This is a genomic window from Bacteroidales bacterium (assembly GCA_013141385.1).
Lineage (GTDB): Bacteria > Bacteroidota > Bacteroidia > Bacteroidales > Tenuifilaceae > UBA8529.
Genome location: JABFRB010000040.1, coordinates 1 through 23455 on the forward strand (window position 1 = coordinate 1; position 23455 = coordinate 23455).

General features: G+C 34.7%; 16 protein-coding genes. 6 read left to right on the plus strand and 10 right to left on the minus strand.

The window, feature by feature from the left end:
• Nucleotides 1-104: 104 nt before the first annotated feature.
• The gene (locus HOO91_18915) at nucleotides 105-1169 is read right to left on the minus strand and encodes a hypothetical protein (GenBank protein NOU19634.1); all 1065 of its coding nucleotides are present in this window, start codon (nucleotides 1167-1169) and stop codon (nucleotides 105-107) included.
• Nucleotides 1170-1873: 704 nt separating this feature from the next.
• Here HOO91_18915 and HOO91_18920 point away from each other — a divergent pair.
• Nucleotides 1874-5815: a T9SS type A sorting domain-containing protein gene (locus tag HOO91_18920; protein NOU19635.1), complete on the plus strand. Its 3942-nt coding sequence runs from the start codon at nucleotides 1874-1876 to the stop codon at nucleotides 5813-5815.
• 352 nt (nucleotides 5816-6167) lie between these two features.
• Here HOO91_18920 and HOO91_18925 read toward each other — a convergent pair whose 3' ends face one another.
• Entirely contained in the window at nucleotides 6168-7412 is a 1245-nt protein-coding gene (locus tag HOO91_18925; GenBank protein ID NOU19636.1) for a hypothetical protein, read from the minus strand.
• A gap of 146 nt (nucleotides 7413-7558) precedes the next feature.
• Between HOO91_18925 and HOO91_18930 the strand changes: the two genes are divergently transcribed.
• The 3 genes from HOO91_18930 (at nucleotide 7559) to HOO91_18940 (ending at nucleotide 13217) form a co-directional block, all read left to right on the plus strand.
• A complete protein-coding gene (locus HOO91_18930; protein ID NOU19637.1) occupies nucleotides 7559-8626 on the plus strand; it encodes a DUF4421 family protein in 1068 nt (355 codons plus the stop codon).
• Between the two features lie 178 nt (nucleotides 8627-8804).
• The gene (locus HOO91_18935; protein NOU19638.1) at nucleotides 8805-10493 is read left to right on the plus strand and encodes a peptidase M3; all 1689 of its coding nucleotides are present in this window, start codon (nucleotides 8805-8807) and stop codon (nucleotides 10491-10493) included.
• Between the two features lie 474 nt (nucleotides 10494-10967).
• Nucleotides 10968-13217: a S9 family peptidase gene (locus HOO91_18940; protein ID NOU19639.1), complete on the plus strand. Its 2250-nt coding sequence runs from the start codon at nucleotides 10968-10970 to the stop codon at nucleotides 13215-13217.
• Nucleotides 13218-13263: 46 nt separating this feature from the next.
• Here HOO91_18940 and HOO91_18945 read toward each other — a convergent pair whose 3' ends face one another.
• The 4 genes from HOO91_18945 to HOO91_18960 all read right to left on the minus strand — a co-directional run bounded on the left by HOO91_18945 (nucleotide 13264) and on the right by HOO91_18960 (nucleotide 18414).
• Nucleotides 13264-13881 carry a DedA family protein gene (locus HOO91_18945; GenBank protein NOU19640.1) on the minus strand — a complete coding sequence of 206 codons (618 nt, stop codon included), beginning with the start codon at nucleotides 13879-13881 and terminating at the stop codon, nucleotides 13264-13266.
• Between the two features lie 100 nt (nucleotides 13882-13981).
• Entirely contained in the window at nucleotides 13982-15346 is a 1365-nt protein-coding gene (locus tag HOO91_18950) for a TlpA family protein disulfide reductase (GenBank protein NOU19641.1), read from the minus strand.
• A gap of 176 nt (nucleotides 15347-15522) precedes the next feature.
• On the minus strand, nucleotides 15523-16029 hold the full coding sequence (locus HOO91_18955) for a hypothetical protein (GenBank protein NOU19642.1): 507 nt from the start codon (nucleotides 16027-16029) through the stop codon (nucleotides 15523-15525).
• Nucleotides 16030-16059: 30 nt separating this feature from the next.
• On the minus strand, nucleotides 16060-18414 hold the full coding sequence (locus tag HOO91_18960) for a PAS domain S-box protein (protein ID NOU19643.1): 2355 nt from the start codon (nucleotides 18412-18414) through the stop codon (nucleotides 16060-16062).
• A 545-nt stretch (nucleotides 18415-18959) separates the two neighbouring features.
• On the opposite strand from HOO91_18960, the gene HOO91_18965 reads away from it, so the two are divergent.
• On the plus strand, nucleotides 18960-19391 hold the full coding sequence (locus HOO91_18965) for an Hsp20/alpha crystallin family protein (protein NOU19644.1): 432 nt from the start codon (nucleotides 18960-18962) through the stop codon (nucleotides 19389-19391).
• Between the two features lie 90 nt (nucleotides 19392-19481).
• Here HOO91_18965 and HOO91_18970 read toward each other — a convergent pair whose 3' ends face one another.
• From HOO91_18970 to HOO91_18985, 4 genes are all read right to left on the minus strand, one after another.
• Nucleotides 19482-19940 carry an aspartate carbamoyltransferase regulatory subunit gene (locus tag HOO91_18970; GenBank protein ID NOU19645.1) on the minus strand — a complete coding sequence of 153 codons (459 nt, stop codon included), beginning with the start codon at nucleotides 19938-19940 and terminating at the stop codon, nucleotides 19482-19484.
• 21 nt (nucleotides 19941-19961) lie between these two features.
• Nucleotides 19962-20870, minus strand: coding sequence for an aspartate carbamoyltransferase (pyrB, locus tag HOO91_18975; GenBank protein NOU19646.1), 909 nt, complete (start codon nucleotides 20868-20870; stop codon nucleotides 19962-19964).
• A gap of 71 nt (nucleotides 20871-20941) precedes the next feature.
• A complete protein-coding gene (locus HOO91_18980; protein ID NOU19647.1) occupies nucleotides 20942-21559 on the minus strand; it encodes a YigZ family protein in 618 nt (205 codons plus the stop codon).
• Nucleotides 21560-21561: 2 nt separating this feature from the next.
• Entirely contained in the window at nucleotides 21562-22452 is an 891-nt protein-coding gene (locus tag HOO91_18985) for an EamA family transporter (protein NOU19648.1), read from the minus strand.
• Between the two features lie 424 nt (nucleotides 22453-22876).
• On the opposite strand from HOO91_18985, the gene HOO91_18990 reads away from it, so the two are divergent.
• Nucleotides 22877-23437, plus strand: coding sequence for a TetR/AcrR family transcriptional regulator (locus HOO91_18990; GenBank protein NOU19649.1), 561 nt, complete (start codon nucleotides 22877-22879; stop codon nucleotides 23435-23437).
• Nucleotides 23438-23455 lie beyond the last annotated feature (18 nt).

A 23455-nucleotide genomic window follows, 5' to 3' on the forward strand; every position in this document is an offset into this window, starting at 1 on the left:
CCAAGCACGAAAAGTCGTCTTTAAACCTGCCTGAAAATTCTATTATGTTTTCCCCTGTAAACTTCATGCGTTCTATGGTTAGAATGCAAATCTAATAATAGTATTTAAATAAACACCTCAATTATTTTAATTGCAAAGGATCGTTCATAACTTGGGATATACTCAAAATATAGTTTAGCCTTTAGCCCATTTAAGTCAATAGTTGAAGTGCTATCGATAAGGTAGTACTCTGAGTTAATTGCAATATCAATAAAACATCCGCCATATTTAACCTTAACAGTTTGATCTGAAAGACGCTGACTAAATAGATCTAGTGATTTAACAGATGAATTTATCTCAAGATGAATATTATCCCGACTTAACTCTTTTGCTGTAATTCTTATACTCAAAGTATCGAATGAAATACTAAGGCCAAGTTTATGGTTAAGCAATGGCAGTGGTTTCTTCTCCCCAACCATAATCGCTTTAAAAGTGATATCCGATTTTTTCTTATCCGCTAATCCATTTAAATTGACAAAGTATTTTTCGCCATTTTCATAAACCTCAATCGTTGTATTGAAACCTTTAGCATTTGATTCAAACTCAGGAACTGAAATATGAGTTGTATATGTTGAATCTAAATAGTTGAGTACGAAATTACTGACATGATATTTTGCCGTTGTTAGTCCAAATATTGCCTTAACCAAACGGTAAATTGTATATTGCCGATTACTATGACTATTACTTTCATCAACCGAGGGATGCTGAATTTGCAAGCTATCGATATGATTACCAACTAAGAAATTGTAGTTTGAATTACCCTTTTCGCCCATTAGGTTGATTTTAGGGTTACTAATCCATATCTCAAGGGGATTAACTTTTAGAAAAACTAGGTCGGTGAAGTTTAATTTTGCCTCTGCCCTATTGATACTAAATAAGGTGTCCCTGTTTTCGGCTTTGGCAGAAAGATTTTCAACATAGATATTCTGGAAACCTGAAAAGCCAATCTTTTGGGCACTAATAGCAAGCCCATATCGATTTTTAATGCTTGAGCATCGGTTTTGGAAGATGATTTGAACGATACTATTACGAATCAGAAAAAAGATGATAATAAGAATAGCTAAAGCATATAGGAAATATCTGAAGATGCCCCTATTCCTCAATCTTTCTATTACAATATTAATATTCATTCAAAAATGGTCGATGATGCAAAGGTATAATTTTGATTCGCCTGTTAGAATAAAAGAGGCTGTCTGAATTTGAAAATTAATGATTGAGAATGATTTATTTGAAAATCCTTCAAAAATGAACTTAAGCAATTAATCATTTCAATAAAGAAATTACTCTTGTTCAAGAGTTCTTTAAAGATCTTGCTTGATGGTTTTCTTTGATCATATGTTTATTGAGAAATCTGAAAAAGTGGTTATCAGATTTCGAATAACATTGATGTTAGTGATAATCAGGTAAACGTGGTCTCAATCAAAATCATAAAGAAAAAGATCTTTTACTCACTAAAAATATAGAAAAACACCTAATGAAATATAACAATCTTATAAAACTTCACCGATTGGTTATATTGCTTATTTTTAACTTGATTTTATGAGCAAAATGTTACTTTTTCTTTTAAACATCCATTGAATTTTTCAAAGGAGTTTATGTTTACCCGTTTTGCTAAAAAATAGTTCAACTATAAAATATTAAAGAGAATGCAAAAAGAATATTTCACATAAAAATCACAAAATTTTCGCAGGGATTACAAGGAATATAAATCATTAAATCAGCATTTTTATTGTCATCATGTAAAGCCTTCTTTTTGAAAACCTCTTACAATTACCAACATATTTAAATTTTTTTTACAGTTACTAGTGAGTATATAAACCTAACAACTAAATCTATGAAAATTAAATTACTTATTTTACTACTGGCATGTACCAGTTACCTTTTTGCTCAAAAGGAAACGAGTATTCCTTTAAAAAATAGCAAATCAGGAATTGAAATTTTGCAAAAGAGAGTTGATGGCTTTCAGCTTAATTTCAATATTTCTTCGTTGAACTTAAAAAACAAACAAACCTCCGAAGGTTTTTTTGAAGAACTTGAGGTAGATGGGTTAACAAAAGTATATAGCATGGGAAACCCAGGAATACCATCAGTAAGTAAACTCATTGAAATTCCTATTGGAGCAACGTACAAAGTAAACATTATTAGCTATAATGTTGAGGTTATTGATCTTAATGACTTCGGAATTAAAGAAAAAATTGCTCCTGCACAACTTTCCGTTTCAAAAAATGATGATCCTAAGAGTGTAAAATTCTATTACAATAAAGAAACTTATAAGCAAATAGGATTTATTGAAAAGAATATAGCCACTATCGAAGATATTGGTATAATGAGAGATACAAGATTAGGTCGGTTAGAATTATCTCCAATACAGTATAACCCTGGTGAGAATAAAATAAAAGTGTTCAATAACCTTGTAGTTGAGGTAAATTTTTCTGGAAGTACTGATGCAAATAAAGAGAATAGTAAGTACTCTTCATACTTTCAGAGTATTATTGAAAAGAATGTAATAAACAACACTCCTAGTTCAAAAGCCCTATTAGGTGGTAGCCCAATTAAGTATATTATTATTTCCGACCCAATGTTTTCAACTACTTTACAACCTTTTATTGAATGGAAAAAGAAAATGGGATTTATTGTAGTGGAAAAGTATACGAATGATGCTGCTGTTGGAAACACAACAACCTCTATTAAATCGTACTTACAAAGTCAGTATACCTCCTCTGCCGATGGTATACCCCAAACTTTCTTACTTCTTGTTGGTGATGTGGCACAAATTCCTGCTTTCCCAGGAACCATTTCAGGGGAAGATCACATAACAGATCTTTACTATGCCGATTATACAAATGATAATTTGCCAGATATATTCTATGGACGGTTTTCTGCAACCTCTGTTGCTCAATTGCAACCCCAAGTTGACAAAACGTTACAAGTGGAACAAGCACAGATGCCCGATAAAAGCTATTTAACCAATGTAGTTCTTGTTGCTGGTGTTGATGCTACTTATGCCCCAACTTGTGGTAATGGTGCAATTAATTATGCTAACCAATACTATACAAATGCAACCAACGGCATAAATTCATACTTCTACCTATATAATAATACTAGTGGAGTTATGGCTTCTAACAACTCTGGCGCTTCTGCATCTATTCGCGATAAGATTAACCAAGGTGTTTCCTTCGTAAACTATACAGCGCATTGCAGTTCCGATGGTTGGTCCGATCCAAGTTTTTCAATATCACATGTTTCTGGCTTAACAAACCAGAATAAATACCCTCTTATTATAGGTAACTGCTGTCAATCTGCAAAGTTCGAATTATCGAGTTTTGCTGAGGAAATACTAAGAGCACAAAATAAAGGTGCCGTTGGTTATATCGGAGGTTCAGATTATACTTACTGGGACGAAGATTACTGGTGGGGCGTAGGATTAACATCCAGCGTAACCGCAAACCCAACCTATGAGGCTAGTGGATTAGGTGCTTATGATAGATTTTTCCATTTAAAAGGAGAAACTGAAACTAATTGGTATATCACACAAGGACAAATGGTGGTTGCTGGAAACCTAGCCGTGGAATCATCAAGTTCTACAAGGAAAAAATACTATTGGGAGATATATCATTTAATGGGCGATCCTTCTCTTACACCTCCCGTTTCAGTTCCTACAGCACTAACTGCTACTCATCCAAGTAGTGTTACCGTTGGTACTTCAACCTTTAGCGTTACAGTTGAGAAGAATTCATTTGTTGCATTAACAATGAATGGAAATCTAATTGATTCTAAGCTATCCAATGCTTCCAACAATGCAACACTTTCTCTTACCAAGTTAACCTCATCAGGAACTCTTGATATTGTTATAACCAAGCAAAACAGGACTCCTTATATTGCTCAAGTAACAGTAACCGGTGGAGTTAATGATCCCCAAGCTCCAACTACCCCAACCAATTTAGCCGCTTCAAATGTAGCACAAACAACCTTAACGCTTACATGGACAGCATCAACTGATAATATTGGTGTTACCGGATATGATGTTTACAAGAATGGTTCGTTCCTTGCAAACTCGGCTAGTACAACCTACAATGTTGCTGGTTTAACTGCTTCTACAAGCTATTCATTTTATGTGAAAGCGAAAGATGCCGCTGGCAATGCTTCAGCTGCTAGCAACACAGTAAATGTTACCACACTTGCTATTCCTTCTTTAAGTCTACCTGTAACTGAGAACTTTGCATCCTCAACTTTACCAAGCCAGTGGACAACCCAAAATACAGGAACAGGTATTACAGAACGTTGGAGCATGTCCAATACAGCAAATGCAGGTGGAGCAGCTTACGAATTGATGTGTACATACCAGCAGATTAACCCTGCCACCACCAGAATTATTACCCCAGCAGTTAATACAGTTGGAGTTAGCACTGTAACTTTCTCATTCAAGCACATGCTTAATGCTTATGCAGCGGGTGTTACTTTAAGACTTCAAACCTCGAATGATAAATCAACATGGACAAATACCAGCTGGTCTGTTGCTACCACAGCAACCGATATAGCTGCAACCACAGTTAGTGTTCCTGTTACTACAAACCTAAACTCAAATACTACCTACTTCGCTTTGGTTGCTGATGGGGACCTATACCAAATTGACTACTGGTATATTGACAATATCTCAATAACAAGCGGTGGTGGTTCAACAGTTCCAACCGTTACAACCAACACCGTTTCAAATATCACTTCCACTTCAGCTACCAGTGGTGGTAACGTAACCTCCGATGGTGGTGCAACTGTTACCGAAAGAGGTATCTGCTATGCAACTACAGCCAACCCAACAACAGCTAATAGCAAGGTTACCAGCGGCACTGGAACGGGTACATTTACAGCAACTATGACAGGTCTTACTGTAGCTACATACTACGTTAGAGCTTACGCAATCAACTCCAATGGAACTGCATATGGATCACAACAGTCATTCACAACTTCAACTGGTGGCTCAACAGTTACTATTGGTACAGGAACATCAACCCAAGGATACCCACTAAGCTGCTACTATGGCTATGAGAGAAGTGCTTCGCTTTATACCGCTGCTGAGGTTGGTACAACTGGAACAATCAATATGGTTGAGTGGTACCCAACAATAACACTTTCATACAACGTTCCTGTTAAGATTTACATTAAAACAACCACCGCTACTACAATTACTGCTTCAACTTGGGCAACAGCAATTTCGGGTGCTACATTAGTTTATAACGGTACAATGGCTGGAACAACTGCTAGTGCATGGAAGGCATTCAGCCTATCTACACCATTTAACTATACCTCAAATAACGTATTGGTTCTTGTTGAGACGAACTACACGGGAACTGGTGCAGGTACAAGTACAGGTCCAGCTTGTCGTTACACTTCTGCTACAAGCAAGCACATGTACATCAGAGCCGATAACTCTGCACCTACGGGAACAGCAACAGTTTCAAGTTACCGTCCTAATATTAGGGTAACATTTGCGCCCAAAGGTGCAACATTGCAGAACAATGACGTTGAAACTAAATCTGAAATTCCTACAACTATTTCTGTTTACCCTAACCCAACCTTTAATTCCATTACTATTAAAGTAAATAATGAAACCATAACTGGAGAGGCTAAAATTTTCAATAGTATAGGGGCTTTGGTAAAAATAGTTCGTATGGATAGTAATGAAACGACAGTAGATGTTTCGGATCTTTCTTCAGGTGTTTACATCATTTCAATGGATGATGCAAAGAAACCAATGTTTACCCGTTTTGTTAAAAAATAAAGTAGAATGGGAAAATGTTTAATTCGGCAATAAATCATTAAATAGTCAAGTTAAAAGGTGTCTCAAAAATCGAGACACCCTTTTTTATGGTGATAAACCAAGAGGAATTAACTAAAATAACGTCAGTTCGACGTAAGAAAAAATTTAAATACTATATTATCAGCGTTTTACTTTATTGGGAGAAATGGAATGATGGAACCGAGCTTGCGAGTTCGCCGTAGGCAAAAATAGAATATTGGAAGAAAAAAGTTAGAAGTAACCCCAATATTCCATTATTCCAGTCTTCCAAAAACATAGTATTAATATTAAATCCAGTAATTGTAAATGAAAGTATTCACATAAAGCACACATCCTAGAAGTTATAGTTTACTCTTACTAAAAATCTGCTATTACTTACTGGATCCATTTTATCAGTTACTTTATGCTTTGCATCCCATGCTTTGCCATAAACAGCTGTTGTAAGCATGTATTCAAAGGCAAGCACTAAAGCATCTGCTTTATAAACTACTCTGGGAGATAACCTAAAAATATGGCTTAAATCATCGTTAAGGTTGTAATCCTTAATTGTTGCATAATTATCATCGGCACCAAAAATTTTTTGGTAACCAGTGAATACGCCAATTGACCATTTATCAATATCTTGCTGAATATCACCCCAAACACTAAGAGTTTTAAGGTTTGTATAGCTGTAATCATCATTCACACTATTTGATCCTGTTTTCATACCATACCCACCAATCATATTAAGGAAAGTTAGGTTCTGCCCATAAACTGCTTCTAATTTAATACTTGTTGAAGCAGGTTTTATCATTAAAAAGGCATGTAAATCATACGAACCAATGGTTTTATTGGTTACCAATGTATCTTTATCATCATATAACCTAGGGGTTAACCATTTGTAACCAGTAGTACATCCTGCCATAAACTCCTTACGATTTCCTATTGATAACTGTACCTGAATATCTGGTTTTCCAGAATAGCGTTGCGCATCGTATGGACCTCTTGAGCGATGATAACCATGTATAACCGCCGCTCCAGTTAACCTAAATACTGATGAAACATGATAGGTGTATTTGATTTGACCCGATCTGTTAAGTGAATGGAACGGTGCTCCTCCACCAAATGATATTGTACCCGGAATCATCTCGGTTAAAATTAAGGGATGCCAGTAATTACCAAATAGTAGTTCCGATTTTTCCCATTTAAGGTTAATCATGGCATGTCTAAGCCTCAGCATTTGAATATAATCCTGCTTTGTGCCAAAGAAATCCATTTCGATCAAACCTGTAGATTTTGCACCCAAAAAATCGGGACCCGAAATTTTTACCCCTAACCTAGATGTTACGCTAGTCATCTCAAGCATTGATTTAATATTTACATCTTTCCCATTTTTATCAAATTGTGGTTTTGATGGGTAAAAATAGAGTTCCCCGTCCCTAGTGTCTAATGACTTATAGGTATCTAAATAAATATCATAGGCTATAAATCCATACGGTTTAATTTCAAACCTGGGTTTTGCTGGTTCCTGTGCATTAATGTTATTTATTACAAAAAGTAAAACAATAGGTATGTACATCAATACTACTATTTTTTTCATTGATTTAGTTTTCATTATTAAATTACTTATAATCTGTGTATTAATAAGTCTAGTTGTTTTTTAAAAAACATGCAAAAGTGTAAATAGTTTGGCTAATAAAAAAATTGCTACTTTTAAACGTTTAAGAAATCCGAGACTGATTAGCAATGAGATTTTTATTAAGACTACTGATTCTGGTTTGCATTCCTGTTTCTCTTAAAGCTATTTCGAATGATACGCTGAGAGTTATCAATTTCCCTAAACACATTCATTTCTATACTAAACTTGGGCCTAATTTTTCTCAGGTTGAGATTCAAAATCCGGATATTCCTAAAAACCTTCTTTTTAAACCAAACCCCCAGCCAATGTTTGGTTTTGGCTTTTCATACTCTTGGCTAGGAATTGGTGTAAGCTTTTTATTGCCATCGGATTCCGAAACAGATAAAAAGTATGGTAAAACCCAAAAATTCGACTTTGAGGCTCACTATACCATGCGGAAATTGATGATAGATCTTACCATCAAAAATTACAAAGGATTTTACTTTTCGAACCCAGATAGTTACATCGATAATTGGAACAATGGTGATCCCTACCCCCAAGCACCCAATTTGCAAACTGTTTCACTTGCGGCATCCTTTGCATACATTTTCAGCCCCAACAGATATTCGTCAAATGCTGCATATTCATTTACCAAGGCAATGCGCCGTAGCGGCGGAAGTTGGATGTTTGGTGGCTTTTTCTCAATAAACGGTGTAGCCTCAGATACATCAATTGTACCTAAAATTGTAAAACAGTACATTGATCCAAAACTTGATTTAAGGGGTGCTATATTCTCTAACCTAGGCGCATCATTTGGCTACTCGCATCTATTTACAATTTACAAAAAGAACTTTATCTCATTCACTCTACTTCCTGGGCTATCACTTCAGCAGGTAACACAATACCCATCCTCCAACGATTCTATAAGAAAATATAATACCCTGTCGCTTCGCACAATTTTCCGTGCTTCTATCGGTAGAAATGGCGATAGGTTCTACTGGGGGTTGAATGTTTACGTTGAAACATCCTCCTTTAAGCATGAGGCGTCACAGCTAAAACTCAGCTCGGGTCATGCCGAATTTTTCTTAGGATATCGGCTTAATACTTCCAAATGGAGGTTTATGAAGAGGGTTGATAGGGTAATTCATCCGCGTTTTATGAGGTTTGCTACAGGGAATCCTCCTGATAGAGGATAGTTAGAGTATATTTTTAAAGTGATATTTTTACTACTGACTCTTCCAAATTCGCAAGAACTAGAAGAGTCACAACATTAATACCCAATTGCTATATACCCAAAACTATTCCCCTATTCCATTTGCCAATCCAAACCCCTTTTATAAATTTGATGTTTTAAAAAACTAATCAGTATACCAAATGAATAAACGACTATTATTTATTACAGCATCAATACTACCATTGATGTTTTTTTCATGCACCTCAAAACAGGAGAAAATGGAAAATAAACTGCGTGATTTAATCACAAAGCTTGAGGCTGAAATAGTACCTCTATCAAAGGAAGAGAATATTACAAGCTGGGATGCATCAATTTCGGGAAAAGACGAAGATTATCAAAAATCGGCTGATGCCAAAATCAAAATTACAAAACTCTATTCCGATACAAACCTTTTTGCACAGCTAAAGGAGATAAAAGAGTCGGGTTTAGTAAAAGATTCTATTCTTTACCGCCAGATGGAAATTCTCTACCCTCTTTTTCTACAAAATCAGGTGAACAAGGATCTTCTTGAGAAGGTTATAAATATGGAATCTGAATTAGAGAAAAAGTATTCCAACTTTAGAGCCGATATAAATGGTAAAAAGGTTTCTGATAATGAAATTGAAGGTGTTCTATCATCATCAATCAACTCTAAGGAACTTGAAGCGGCATGGAAAGCTCACAAGATGATTGGTAAAGAAGTCTCGGCAGATGTTATTGCCATTGTTAAGCTAAGAAATCAAATAGCCAAAGAACTTGGCTACGAGAATTACCATACAATGAATATGACCTTGTCGGAGCAAAATCCAACCGAAATACTTTCACTCTTTAATGAACTTGATAGCCTTACAAAAAATACTTTTGCTGAGCTAAAAGGTGATATTGATACTTACTTTGCAACAAGATATGGCATTGCAAAAGAAAAACTGATGCCTTGGCATTATCAGAACAGATTTTTCCAAGAAGCACCAAAAATTTACGATGTTGATTTGGATCAGTTCTATAAAGATAAAAACTTAGTAGAATTAACTTCAAAATTCTTTAGCGGAATCAATCTAAATGTTGATGAACTCATTAATAAATCTGACCTTTTCGAGAAACAAGGTAAAAATCAACACGCTTACTGCACAGATATTGACAGGAATGGCGATGTTAGGGTACTTTGTAATGTTAAACCCACTATGGGTTGGATGAATACCATGCTTCATGAGTATGGACATGCTGTTTACTCAAGATACTATGATCCTCAAAAACCTTACCTATTCCGGGATGCTGCCCATACTTTTACAACTGAAGCAATTGCTATGATAATGGGTCGTTTCGCCAGTAATCCACAATGGATGCTTGATATGGGTGTCATCAATGCCGATCAAAAAGATAAGATTGCTGATGTTTGCGGTAAATCACTCCGCCTTGAACAGCTAACATTCAGCCGTTGGGCACAGGTGATGTATCGTTTTGAGAAAGCGATGTATGCCGATCCTGATCAAGATCTTAATGCATTATGGTGGACTTTAGTCGAAAAATATCAATTACTCAAGAAACCCGAAGGTCGCAATGAACCAGACTGGGCCTCAAAAGTTCACGTTGCTCTTTATCCTTGCTACTACCATAACTACCTAATGGGTGAATTACTCGCTTCTCAACTATTCTACTACATTTCCAATAATGTACTAAAGAATAACGATTACAAAAATGTTAGCTTTGTGAACCTCCCCGTAGTTGGAAACTATCTTCAAGAAAAGGTATTTAAACCAGGTGCCTACTATCAATGGAACGAAATGATTCAACGCGCAACTGGCGAAAAACTTACTGCTAAATACTACGCTAAGCAGTTTGTAGAAAAATAGAGTAATTAAACGATCGAATTATAAAACCGTCTTACTAATCAATAGGGCGGTTTTTTTTGCAAAAAATATCTCACGCAAAGTCGCTAAGCCGCAAAGAAGATAAGATAGATGTGAAATATAATATGGCTAGATTATACCAAATTGAGTCTATGTTTATGCACAAAAGCAAAAAATTTTTAGTTTTTTATTCTTCGCGAACTTGGCGACTTTGCGAGAATTATTAGTGCGAGAATAGCATGTTTAATTGATATTTTATTTTCAAAAGAAATATCTACTAATTTATGTTCCTAAGTAGTTACCTTAAAAATTGTAAATATATGAAACACCCATGTTGTAGACCAATGCAACAGAGCAACTTGCGAACTCAACGAAGTTAAAAGGAGATGAACAAAATATGGGTGTTCCATCGTTGCAAATAGGTATCACTCTAAAAAAAGGTGACAAACAACCAATTACATACATAACTTAAATTTTATTCGAATGAAAAAATTACTCTCAATCATCTACCTAACAATACTAAGCAGTTTTGTGTTTGCCCAAGTCGATGAAGGACTGCTTACAATAGATAGAATCTTTAACTCTCCCGAGTTTCGCTCACAGCGAAGTGGATCAACTGAATGGCTACCTGATGGAAATGGCTATACAGCCCTTGAGCCCTCTGCAACCATAAAAAACGGTGAGGACATTGTAAAGATTGATCCTAAAACGGGTACTAAGATAATTCTAGTTTCTGCTGAGAATCTTACTCCTCACGATTCAAAAGAACCATTATCAATTGAGAGTTACTCGTGGTCACCAAATGCCTCAAAACTAATAATCTTCACCAATGGAAAAAAGGTATGGCGCTATAATACCAAGGGAGACTATTGGGTTTTCGATTTAGCCAGTAAATCGCTTTACCAACTTGGCAAGACTTTACCAGCATCAAGCCTTATGTTTGCCAAAGTATCACCCGATGGAACAAAAGCAGCTTACGTTTCGAAGCATAATATCTACGTTGAAGACTTGACAAATCATGAAATTAAACCATTAACAACCAACGGTTCAGAAACACTAATCAACGGAACATTCGATTGGGTATATGAGGAGGAGTTCGATTGTCGTGATGGTTTCCGCTGGAGTCCCGATAGCAAACGTATCGCCTACTGGCAACTTGATGCTTCTGGGGTAAGAGATTTTTACATGATAAATAATACCGATTCACTCTACTCCTACATTATACCAGTTCAGTACCCCAAAGCAGGTCAAACATTATCGGCATGTAAAGTGGGTGTTATCAGTGCTGATGGTGGTGAAACTGTTTGGATGAAATTTCAGGGCGATCCACGTAGTAATTATGTTCCTAGAATGGAATGGGCAGCCTCATCCGAAGAAATTATTATGCAGTATATGAATAGGGATCAGAATACAAACCAAGTCATTTTAGGAAATGTAACTACTGGAAATTTAACCAATATTCTAACAGATACAGATGCTGCATGGCTTGATGTTGTTGATGATTTAAAATGGCTTGATAATGGCAAATCATTTACATGGATAAGTGAACGTTCCGGGTGGAAACAGATGTACAACGTTTCTCGTGATGGAAAAACAATAAAACCCATAACTAATGGAAATTTTGATATAATTGAGATTAAGCTGATTGATGATAAAAAGGGTTATATCTACTACATTGCTTCACCTGATAATGCTGCTCAAAGGTATTTATGGCGCACAAAGATTGATGGTAAGGGCAAGCCTGAAAAGTTAACCCCAGTGCAATATAATGGCACTAATACCTATGAAATATCTCCCAATGCAGCATGGGCAATTCATACCTATTCTGGATTTAATACACCTACAGAAATCTACCTAATATCACTACCAGATCATAAAATAGCCAAGCAGGTAGTTGATAATGCCAAGTTGAAAGCAAATTATGCCAAACTAAAAAAACTGCCCATAGAACAAATAAAGGTTACCATTGATGGTAATGTTGATATTGATGGGTATATGATTAAACCTTATAACTTCGATCCTACCAAGAAGTACCCTATTCTTTTCTACGTTTATAGCGAACCATTTAATACAACTGTTAACGACCGTTGGGGAGGTAGTAACTATCTATGGCACTTAATGCTTGCACAAAAAGGGTACATCATAATGTCTTTTGATAATAGAGGTACACCAGCTCCTAAAGGTCGCGAATGGAGAAAGTCGTTGTATCTTAAGATTGGAGTTATGAACTCATCTGATCAAGCAAAGATTGCTACTGAAGTTGGTAATAAATTCAACTTTGTTGATACAAGTCGTTACGGTGTTTGGGGCTGGAGCGGCGGTGGTTCAGCAACTCTTAATGCAATGTTCCGTTACCCGGATATCTATAAAACAGGTATAGCAGTTGCACCTGTTGCTGATATTCATCTTTATGATGCCATTTATCAGGAAAGATTTTCCAGCACTCCACAACTTCATCCAGAGGTTTACACCCAAGGCTCTCCAATTACTTTTGCGCAAAATCTAAAGGGCAACCTACTTATTGCTCATGGCACTGGTGATGATAATGTTCACTATCAGGGTACCGAAAAACTGTTCAACAAACTGATTGAGAATAATAAGCATTTTACAATGCTTGTATATCCAAATCGTTCACATAGCATTAGAGAGGGAAAAGGAACAACCATTCATCTCTATAATGAACTAACACGCTACCTATTACAAAACCTTGAACCAGGAGGGAAATAAGATCGTCTTTGAAATATCATTAACAAAATAGAAGAGGAAGTTTCGATTACGAAGTTTTCTCTTCTTTTTTTCGCCAATTATTATAAATTAAGTAGATAATGAATCCTGTACCGAGTGCAAGTAAAAGATATGCTAAATAATGTAAAATTTGATCTTTAATTGAATAGGCATAGAAACCAACAATAGCAAGAATGATATTCCAGATCCCCGCACCAACAGCAGTGTATAATACAAAATCGCGCAGCTTCATTTTGGCTAATCCCGCAGGTATTGAAATCAGGTGTCTAATTCCCGGAACAAGACGCCCTATAAATGTAGAACTCTTACCATTTCTTATAAAATAGTTCTCCGCATGTTCAACCTTTTCCTTTGTTACCATAAGAAGATGAGCAAACCTTGTATCTGCAAACTTATATACCAAAGGACGACCTAAATATTTTGCAAGAAAGTAATTGAAAAGAGAACCTAACAGAGCACCAATTGTTCCTGATAGTATTACAAGCCAAAAACTTAAATCACCTTGTGCCGCCTTATAAGCAGCAAATGGAATTACAACCTCCGAGGGTAATGGAATAAAAGTACTCTCAATTGCCATTAAAAGAGCAATAGTGAAATAATTCATGTTGGCCATGTACCAATCAAAGAGGGTTTGAAAGAATTCCATCATAATAAACAGATTTTGAAATAAGGTGTCAAAGATAAACAACAATTTGATTTTTGAAGAGGTTACATTTTAGCATAAATCAGAGGAAACAATTCAACATCTACTTAAGAATCTGATTCAACTTGGCCTCAAGTTGCTTAACATTTGATGGGCGAGAAATTATTTTTAGCGAATTATCTACTAAAAGCAGTACAGGCGTACCATCTACATTATACTCTGACAATATTTTACTCTTCCCATTATCGGATTCTAAAGCGTTTATCCATTTGTATTTCTTTTCTTTAATTACTTTTTGCCAACCATCAATTTCATCATCAATGCAAATTGCAACTATTTCGAACCCTTTACTTTTAAATTTGCGGTAGATTTTAACTAATTCTGGCATCATTTGGGTACAATGAGGGCACCACATTGACCAAAAAAAGATAAGCCTATAATTCGCATTTACCTTTGATAATTTAATATCTTTCCCATCAAAAGTCTTTATTTTAAAATCGAAGACCTTTGAACCAATTTCATTTTTACCAAGAATACTAAAGCGAGTTCGCTCTTCGGGTGATAATTTCATTGGTTGCAGACCTCCAAAAGAGTCATTAAACAAGTATCTAGTGGTTGCATCGTAGTCTGTTTCAATATAGTTTCTAAAAAGGATGCTTCTAAAACTGCTTTTAATACAAGTATCAGCATTAAGATTCATTACTTTTTTTGAAGCAGCAATAAAGGATGAATCTTGCTGTTCTTTAGTAAATTTCTCGTCAAAGAACAGTTTAATAAACTCCCATAGTTTAAGCTCTAGCTCAGGTGAATTTACTAACCTCGCATCGTTTAGATTTACCTCATTCCACCAATTATCTATTAAATTCTTCTTACTTTCAATCATCGATAAACCATTTACGGGTAACGGTTTTAACTCAAGAAGAATTAAATGCGATGCGTATAAATTAGGATTTTCACTTACCAATCTCTTAGATGTCCAGTAAAGATCGGTCTTAACCTTTAAAAACTCAGTGTATAGAATTTTACTAAATACTGAACTATCTGGGTAATAATCTATTAATGAATTTAAATGCCATAGCTGCTGCTTAAATTTTTTTCTTATACTTTGATATTTAATGAATATCTCATTCTCTTTTGATTCTAGCGATTTAAGGCTATCTTCCGCAGCAAATACAACAGTCTCAAGGGATATTTGAGGTTCATCGGTTATTATAAAATCAAAATTTATACTCTTTCCAATTGCTAGTTTATATATTCCTTGCGTATAACCTGCTGGTAAAGTAAACCTAAATAACCAAGGAGATATTTGTGTTGTTGAATCAACTAGTTTTATGTCGGATTTTAGATAAAGAAAAAGTTTAACTTTTTTTGAATTAGTCTGTTTAACCCTAATTTGAACACTAACCTGCGAGTACAGGTTTGAAGTAATAAGAAATAAAGTAAAGGTTAAAAGACGCAGATATCCCATAGAAATTGATGTTTTAATCAAGCGAATAATGCAGAAACTGACCGAATGGAACTCAGCGGAGCTAATCCATCTCTTTAACTAGATTCCGGGACTTCGCCCGGAACCGAGTTTACGAGTTCGACGAAGCCAATAACAATGGAGTGAATTTTGCTTATAGGTAATATAGCGAATATACATTATATTTTCTTTATTGGTCTATACATCTTCATTTTTCCTTTAATAATTGTGCTGATGTCAAGGGTGCTTAAACCTACTTTTCGTCCAGAAAAACCAGTATTCTGGTGAGCCAGTTCAAAAACTCCTTTTCCCAATACTCTATATACTATGGCAGTATGATGCTCCATTGATTCAGTGTAAGTGGCATTCCCTTTTTTGTATTTTACCTTAACACCCTCAAATTGTATTAGATCACCAGGGTATACCGTTTCTTCTTTAGGGTTTATAAGTTTTCCGTACTTGTATTCTAAATCCCATTGAGCATTTACTCGAGTTAATGCCTGATTTGCCAAATCCCAGCACTCTCCCCTATCTACTTTCTTACCAATTGTTGTTTTAACATAATCGATAATTTGCTTATTAATATCTGGAATACTATCCTGTGCATTGCTCTGTTGGAAGAAGAAGGAGAAGCAAATTGATATAATGAAATATTTTAAACAGGATAAATGGTTAATTTTAATCATAAAGTCATTTTTTTAAAACCTAAATCATGCCTAATAATTATCTTTCTCTAAATGAAGAATTAGTTTTTTTCGAAGTTCTGAAGGTTTGAAGGGTTTAATTACAAAATCATTCATTCCAAGACTATATATCTTATTCTGAATATCTTGCATTGCCGATGCTGTTAGAGCAATTATGGGTATTTCTTTTTTATAATCGCTCCTTTTTCTTATTTCAATGGTTGCTTCGTAACCACTCATAATAGGCATCTCTAAGTCCATAAGTATAAGATCGAAATGCTCCTTATCAAGTTTTTCAAGCGCCACTAGCCCATTTTCTGCATGATCAACTAAAATGCCCCATTTTGTTAGAAACCTTTCAGCTATTATTTTGTTTATATCGTTGTCTTCAACAATAAGTATTTTATAGCTTTTTGAGAATTCTTTCTCGGGGATTAGTTTAGCCGTTTCCTGTAATTGAAGTGCTGATAGCTCTGATTTTGAAAATTTAATAGAAAAATAAAAAGTAGAACCATACCCCAACTTACTTTTAACTTTAATAGTTCCTCCAAGTAATTTGATTAACCGCTGGGAAATTGCCAAACCTAGGCCAGTTCCACCATAACTACGTGTAGTTTCAGCATTTGCTTGAGTAAATTCTTTAAAAATTATTCCTAGTTTATTCTTTTGTATCCCAATTCCAGTATCAGAGATAGCAAAATGGACAGTTGTTGAATTTTGAAGATTTTTTTCAACTTTAAGTGTTAGGCTAACATTGCCTTTTTCTGTAAACTTTAACGCATTACCCACAAGATTGGTAAGCACTTGGTTTATTCTTACAGGATCCCCAATCAGATTTATTGGGATATCACTATCAATATAAGCTAGTAATTCTATCCCCTTTTCTTTGGCAAGATGGTCGAAACTATTCCTTAACCCTTCAGCAATTGCCTTTAGATTGATATTTACTTTGACCAGTTCGATTTTACCAGCTTCGATTTTACTATAATCAAGAATATCATTAAGTAGGGCTAAAAGATTCTCGGCAGAATACTTTAATGCGTTTAGACTATCCATCTGTTCCAGTTTAGGATCTTCCTGAATTAGCAGATTTGTCATGCCTATAACAGCATTCATAGGAGTTCTAATTTCATGGCTCATTGTAGATAAGAACTGCTCTTTAGCCTTACTTGCACCTTCCGCTAAAATTTTTGCATGTATAAGTTCCTCTTCAACAAGCTTCCGTTGAGTTATATCGCTCATAACAATAAGTAAGCACTTCTCGCCTTGAATATTAATTATTTCGGCAGAGAATAAACAGATAAGCACCTCATCCTTAATATTCTTAATATGAATCTCAAAATCAGTAATTTTTCCGATTTTAGCTATTTCATTTTTTAATTCCTCTCGTCTTTCAATTTCCTTGAAAATACCAATTTCCTTAGAAGTATGACCTATTACATTTTTACGCTTTAATCCTGTTGTAATAAGGAATGTATCATTAACATCAATAAAACGACCCTCTTCGAATGTGCTAATAGTCATCATCACTGCACTCGTATTGAAAGCTTTGGCAAATTTTTCCTCTGAAAGAATAATCGCTCTTTCGGCTTTTATCTTTTCTGAAACATTTTGATTTATAACAAAAAAAACATCCTTATTACTCCAAATGCCCTTGAACATCCTAGTTTCAACAGGAATTTTAATATCATTATTGGATAAAAGAGTAGATGAGAATACCTCCTTTTTATTCTGATTTACATTGCTAATTATTGCATTAATATCAAGGTTTGAATCGGCAAAAATTAAACTTGAATAAGGTTTAAGTAATAGTTCATGCTCTCGAAAACCAAGTAAATCAATAACCGCCTGATTTGTTTGAATAATATTCCCTCTTTTATTTAAAATGAAAATCAAATCCTCGAAAGTATTAACCAATAGTTTGAAATTCTGTTCCTCCTGAATTAACTTATATTCTGAGTCTTTTTGAAAAGAAATATCGAAACATGAATCAAGTAATGCAGGTTTATCCTCCCATTTAATTAAGGATACATGGGATTTAATCCATTTGAGTTCGCCTTTTTTTGTTTGTATTCTATAGGTAAAACTCTTGGAGGATTTCTGACGAATTTCTTGGAAATTATTATTGAATAGTAGTTTTATTAACTTTTTATCCTTGTGATGAACTATATCAATGAAATTTAATGATTTAAGCTCATCCGATGTATATCCAATAAGATTACAGAAACTGGGATTATTAAAAACTATCTTAAAATCTTGAACAATATAAATTCCACCCTCACTACTCTGGGTAATACTATGTAATAGTTTATTATCTTTTTTAACTGCTTCGAGTTCAGCCTTTAATCTATTTATTTCGGAAACATTATTTTGTTTTGATTCGGGCATTTTAATTTATTTTCTAGCCATTAAATTAGTTGCAAAAGATATAAAAAAAATGGCTACTCTCATAATGGACAATTTAAAAATCAACTTAAATGGGATAACATCTATTATGTTTTTTAGTTCAAATTCAAAGAGTATACATAACTACTCACGTATTTTTAATGAAACTCTATTGTTAATTTAACTTCTCTCAACTCACGAGTTCGTTTCTAGATGCATATTGCTAGACAATTGATTATGATAGTTTTGATTAATGCAATAGACAAACTAAATAATTACCCATGTTAGATATAATTATATATATCAAGTAAATAACCATCTAATAGGATATGACACCGAGAACTAGTTTCCACTGATTATATTAATACTCAAAATATCAATAATTTACGATTTACAACAAGACAACATGACATAATTACGACATTAATAATGCCAATATGTCTTAAAAATTCTATTGGCACATTCCTTGAATAAACTATATCAGCAACCAAAATATTACGGATGCATAAAAATAATAAATGTTAAACTTGAATATGGAGGATTAAACCATGATTCCGATGATTAGACGTAAATCGATGTTACCAAACTTAACCGATGGATTTTTTGGTGACGACCTGTTTGCAAGATTTTTTGAAACACCTGCAAACACTACAGTACCTGCTGTAAATATCAAAGAAGGTAAAGAGGACTTTGCAATAGAAGTTGCTGCACCAGGCTTTGATAAGAAAGACTTTAAAATTGACCTAAACAACAATGTTTTGGAAATCTCCAGCGAGAAGGAAGAAAAGAATGAAGAAAACAACGATAAAATGATGCGTTGTGAATTTAAATATGCTTCATTCAAGAGGTATTTCACTCTCCCTGATAGCGTTGAATCTGACAAGATTAAAGCTACCTATAAAGACGGTATTCTTAATGTTGTAATCCCTAAAAAGGATGAAGCAAAAGTAAAGCCTGTTCGCCAAATTTCAATCTCGTAATTGAATAGCGACAGATAATAGAAAAAAGAGACAAGTGTTTTTTGCTTGTCTCTTTTTTTGTTTTTGAACTTTGCCCTTTGATTTTTGCCTTTACAGATACTCCATATGCTCTTGATCCGTAATCTTTTCACAATAGTGACATTTTAATGTAACACTCTTTTTATCCACAACTCTAAATCGGGGTGTAACCTTTTCATTATTAGTCACACATTTGGGGTTCATACATTTTACAATGCCCGATATCTCATCTGGAACCTCAACAAGCATTTTTTCTACTACTTCATACTCTCTAATTATATTGAGCTTTGCAAGTGGTGCAACCAATGCAATTCGGTTAATCTCATCCTTTTCGAAGAACTTATCCTCAATCTTGATGATTGCTTTCCTACCCATTCTTAGACTTTCCAGATTTGTTCCAAAGGTTATCTTACTGTTTATCTTGTCCAACCCAAGGATTGTTATTACCTTAAATAGGTTTTGAGCAGGTATATGGTCAATAACGGTACCATTATGGATTGCGTTAACGCTAAGTTGTTTAATATCTTTCATCACTTTAGAATTTTATCGTTATTATTTTAAACCAAGGATTAGAGCCATAATAGCCATTCGAGTGTACACCCCATTTAAGGCTTGAGGAAAATAGTAAGCTTTGGGATTATCATCCACATCGGTATGAATTTCATTAACCCTTGGGAGCGGGTGTAGAACTTTCATGTTAGGTTTTGTATCCTGCAGCATTTCATTTCGCAAAACGTATACGTTTTTAACCTTTTCGTACTCCAATGGGTCGGAGAAACGTTCACGCTGAACCCTAGTCATATATATAATATCTGCATCTTTTATATTTTCTGCAAGATCTGAAGTCTCCTTAAATTTCAGCCCAATTTTATCTAAATACATCTTATATTCAAGTGGCATCTGGAGTTCTTTAGGAGAGATAAATGTGAATGAGGTATTAAACTGCGACATAGCCATTAACAGTGAGTGTACAGTACGTCCATATTTAAGATCTCCTACCATCACTATTTTTAGATTGTCGAGTTTACTTTGTGTTTTCCGTATTGAGTATAAATCAAGTAGGGTTTGAGTAGGATGCTGATTTGCTCCATCCCCAGCATTAATGATAGGCACTCTTGAAACTTCGCTAGCATAGCGAGCACTACCCTCAATTGGATGACGCATTACAATAAGATCGGAATAATTAGCTACAGTGAGGATTGTATCCTTTAGACTTTCGCCTTTAGATACGCTTGTTGAAGAAGCCTCTGAAAATCCTATAACACGACCTCCTAGGCGATTAACGGCGCTTTCAAAGCTAAGTCTTGTGCGAGTTGAGGGCTCAAAAAATAGGGTCGCCACCACTTTCCCATCGAGGATTCGCTGACTTGGATTTTTCTCGAAACCCTCTGCAAGGTCAAGAACCTTTAGAATCTCCTCCTTGCTAAGGTCATCAATTGAAACTAAACTTCTATTCTTCATATTATTTGGTTTAACTAGTTATATAATTTCATCCTTAAATTCAAAAAAAAAGCCCCGATAAAACGGGGCAGCTATATTGTTTTTAAAAAAGTAGCCAAGGCTGAATCTATCTTTTCAATTTTGCCTAAGACTATTTCTGTCCTAGTTTGCCTAATACCAACGGTTATAAAGCAAGATGTATCGAAGTTCTGTTCCATCAAACCAAGATTTTCTTCCTTTACCAACTTCATTATATCATTCATTGCAAGGTAACCAAAGGTTATCCTATAAATATCTTTTACTGTATTAACAACAATCTGAGCATTGTTCAACGCATCGGCGGCAGACGTTTTGTAAGCATTGATCAGACCTGAAACACCCAATTTAGTTCCACCAAAGTATCTTATAACAACTATTAGCGTATTGGTTAAGTTAAAACTTTGTATTTGCCCATGAATGGGTCGACCAGCAGTTCCCGATGGTTCACCATCATCATTTGCACGCCAATGCTCACCTTTAAATCCAATTATGTATGAATAGCAGTGATGGCGAGCATCATGGTATTCCTTGCGAAGCGTAGCAAGTATTTCTTTAACCTCCTCCTCGCTGGTTACTGGGTATGCTAAAGCAATAAACTTACTACCTTTCTCTTTGTAAAGCCCTTCGGCTTTGCCACTTATAGTCTTATATGTATCTTCAACTATCTGCATCCCTACCATTGACTATAAGTGAGTACTACAATTGCTAATAAAGATATGGTAATCCCCAACCAGTTTAACTTTGTCGGTCGTTCTTTGAAAAACAGGTAGCCAATTATTACTCCAAGCATTACTATGCCAATATTATTAATGCCAAATATGACCGAGCCTTGAGTCTGCTTGCCACTTGATATATCAATATGATTTAATGCCCCGATAAAAAAATACATTGAACCAAAGTTTACTATACCTAGGAGTACTCCTAAAATCCATGTTTTAATTTTTCTAAAATCATTTGCTGCATCCCTGTTAAAAGGTAAAAGAATAAGACCTGTAAGACCTGCAATACAAAAAGTTACTCCAGAAAAGATTGGATTGATATCATTGGATACATAACGGTACTGGGCATACTTAATCAACGAATCGAGAACTCCAATCCCAACAAATATCATTAACGGCAATAGGACTGTTGAGAGCTGTATTTTACCCTTTTCAGGTTTATAAGATGTAAGAAAAACAGCAACTAAGGCAAGTGCTATCCCACATATTTTAATTGGTGAAAGGGATTCATTAGGCTCTATGGCAATAGTGAATAGAATTGGTATTATTACTGACATCTTAGCGGCAACAGTGGTTGTTGATACACCAACCTTTAACACGCTCTGTCCGATTAACCTAAACATGGTTATAAATAGTATTCCAAGAAAAAGTGATAAAAGAAGCCAGTCGCATTTAAAGATTTCGATTGTAAAAGGGTTACTATGGCTCAAAAAAAAAACTGCTGAGCAGGCTACGATGTAGTTGACAATAATTGCACTGAAAGTATTTACTTTATATCGACCAATTAGTCTAAAAACGATAAAAACCGAGGTTGAAGAAAGAATGCTGAGAAGTAAAAAAACCATTTTCGAGTGTTTAGGCAAAGGTAGGTCTATTTTTCCCTTTTGACAAAAAAATAGATAATCATTTTTCTTAACCGTTTAGAGGAAGTTTTCAACAAAAAGGTAAAAAATCAAATAAAATCTGGTTCATTATACCGATTGGAAATATATAATAGCCAAAACTTCGCTACACTCGATTGTACTAAATATATTTACCATCGGCATTACCAAATTAGAAGTTGTAAATTCCTTTGGACTATCTACAACTTCAATTTGGTATTAAATGATGATACTCTAATGATAGTAGTTACTAAAATCTAATATTAATATTATGGCAATATATTGATTATTATACTTTTATAATATTCTGAATTTTAGAATAAATAAATTTTGAAACATACTTATTAGTAAGTATATTTGTATCGATTTTGTTAACCATAAAAATAAGATGTCTATAACTAGGGAGAAGATAATTGAATTAGGAGAAGATCTTATTCGTACTCAAGGATACAATGCCTTTAGCTACCAGGATATTTCTTCGAAATTAGGAATCAAAAATGCGGCAGTTCATTACTATTTTCCTTCTAAAGAAAACCTTGGAACAAGTATTGTCAAAACAAATATTCAACGATTTGAAGAAATGGTTGATAATATGCATAGCCGAGGTTTTGACGAATGGCATCAGCTTGAGGTATTTATTAAAATCTACATAAAAAGTCATCGTGAGCAAAAGCTATGTATTGTTGGTTCCCTAGGGCCTGATTTTAACACGCTAAATGAAACAACTAAAGTTGAATTAAAAAAGATGACTGATATAATCCTTAAATGGCTTACAGATATACTTACTAAAGGGAAAGAAAAAAACATTTTTGCATTTAAGGAAGAACCAAATAATAAGGCATTAATAGTATTTACAAGTTTAGTTGCAAGTTTGCAATTAGCAAGAATTGTAGATAAGGCTGATTTTAAGAGCATCTATCAACATCTTATTGAAGATTTAAAACCGTAAAATTTTTTTATCATATAT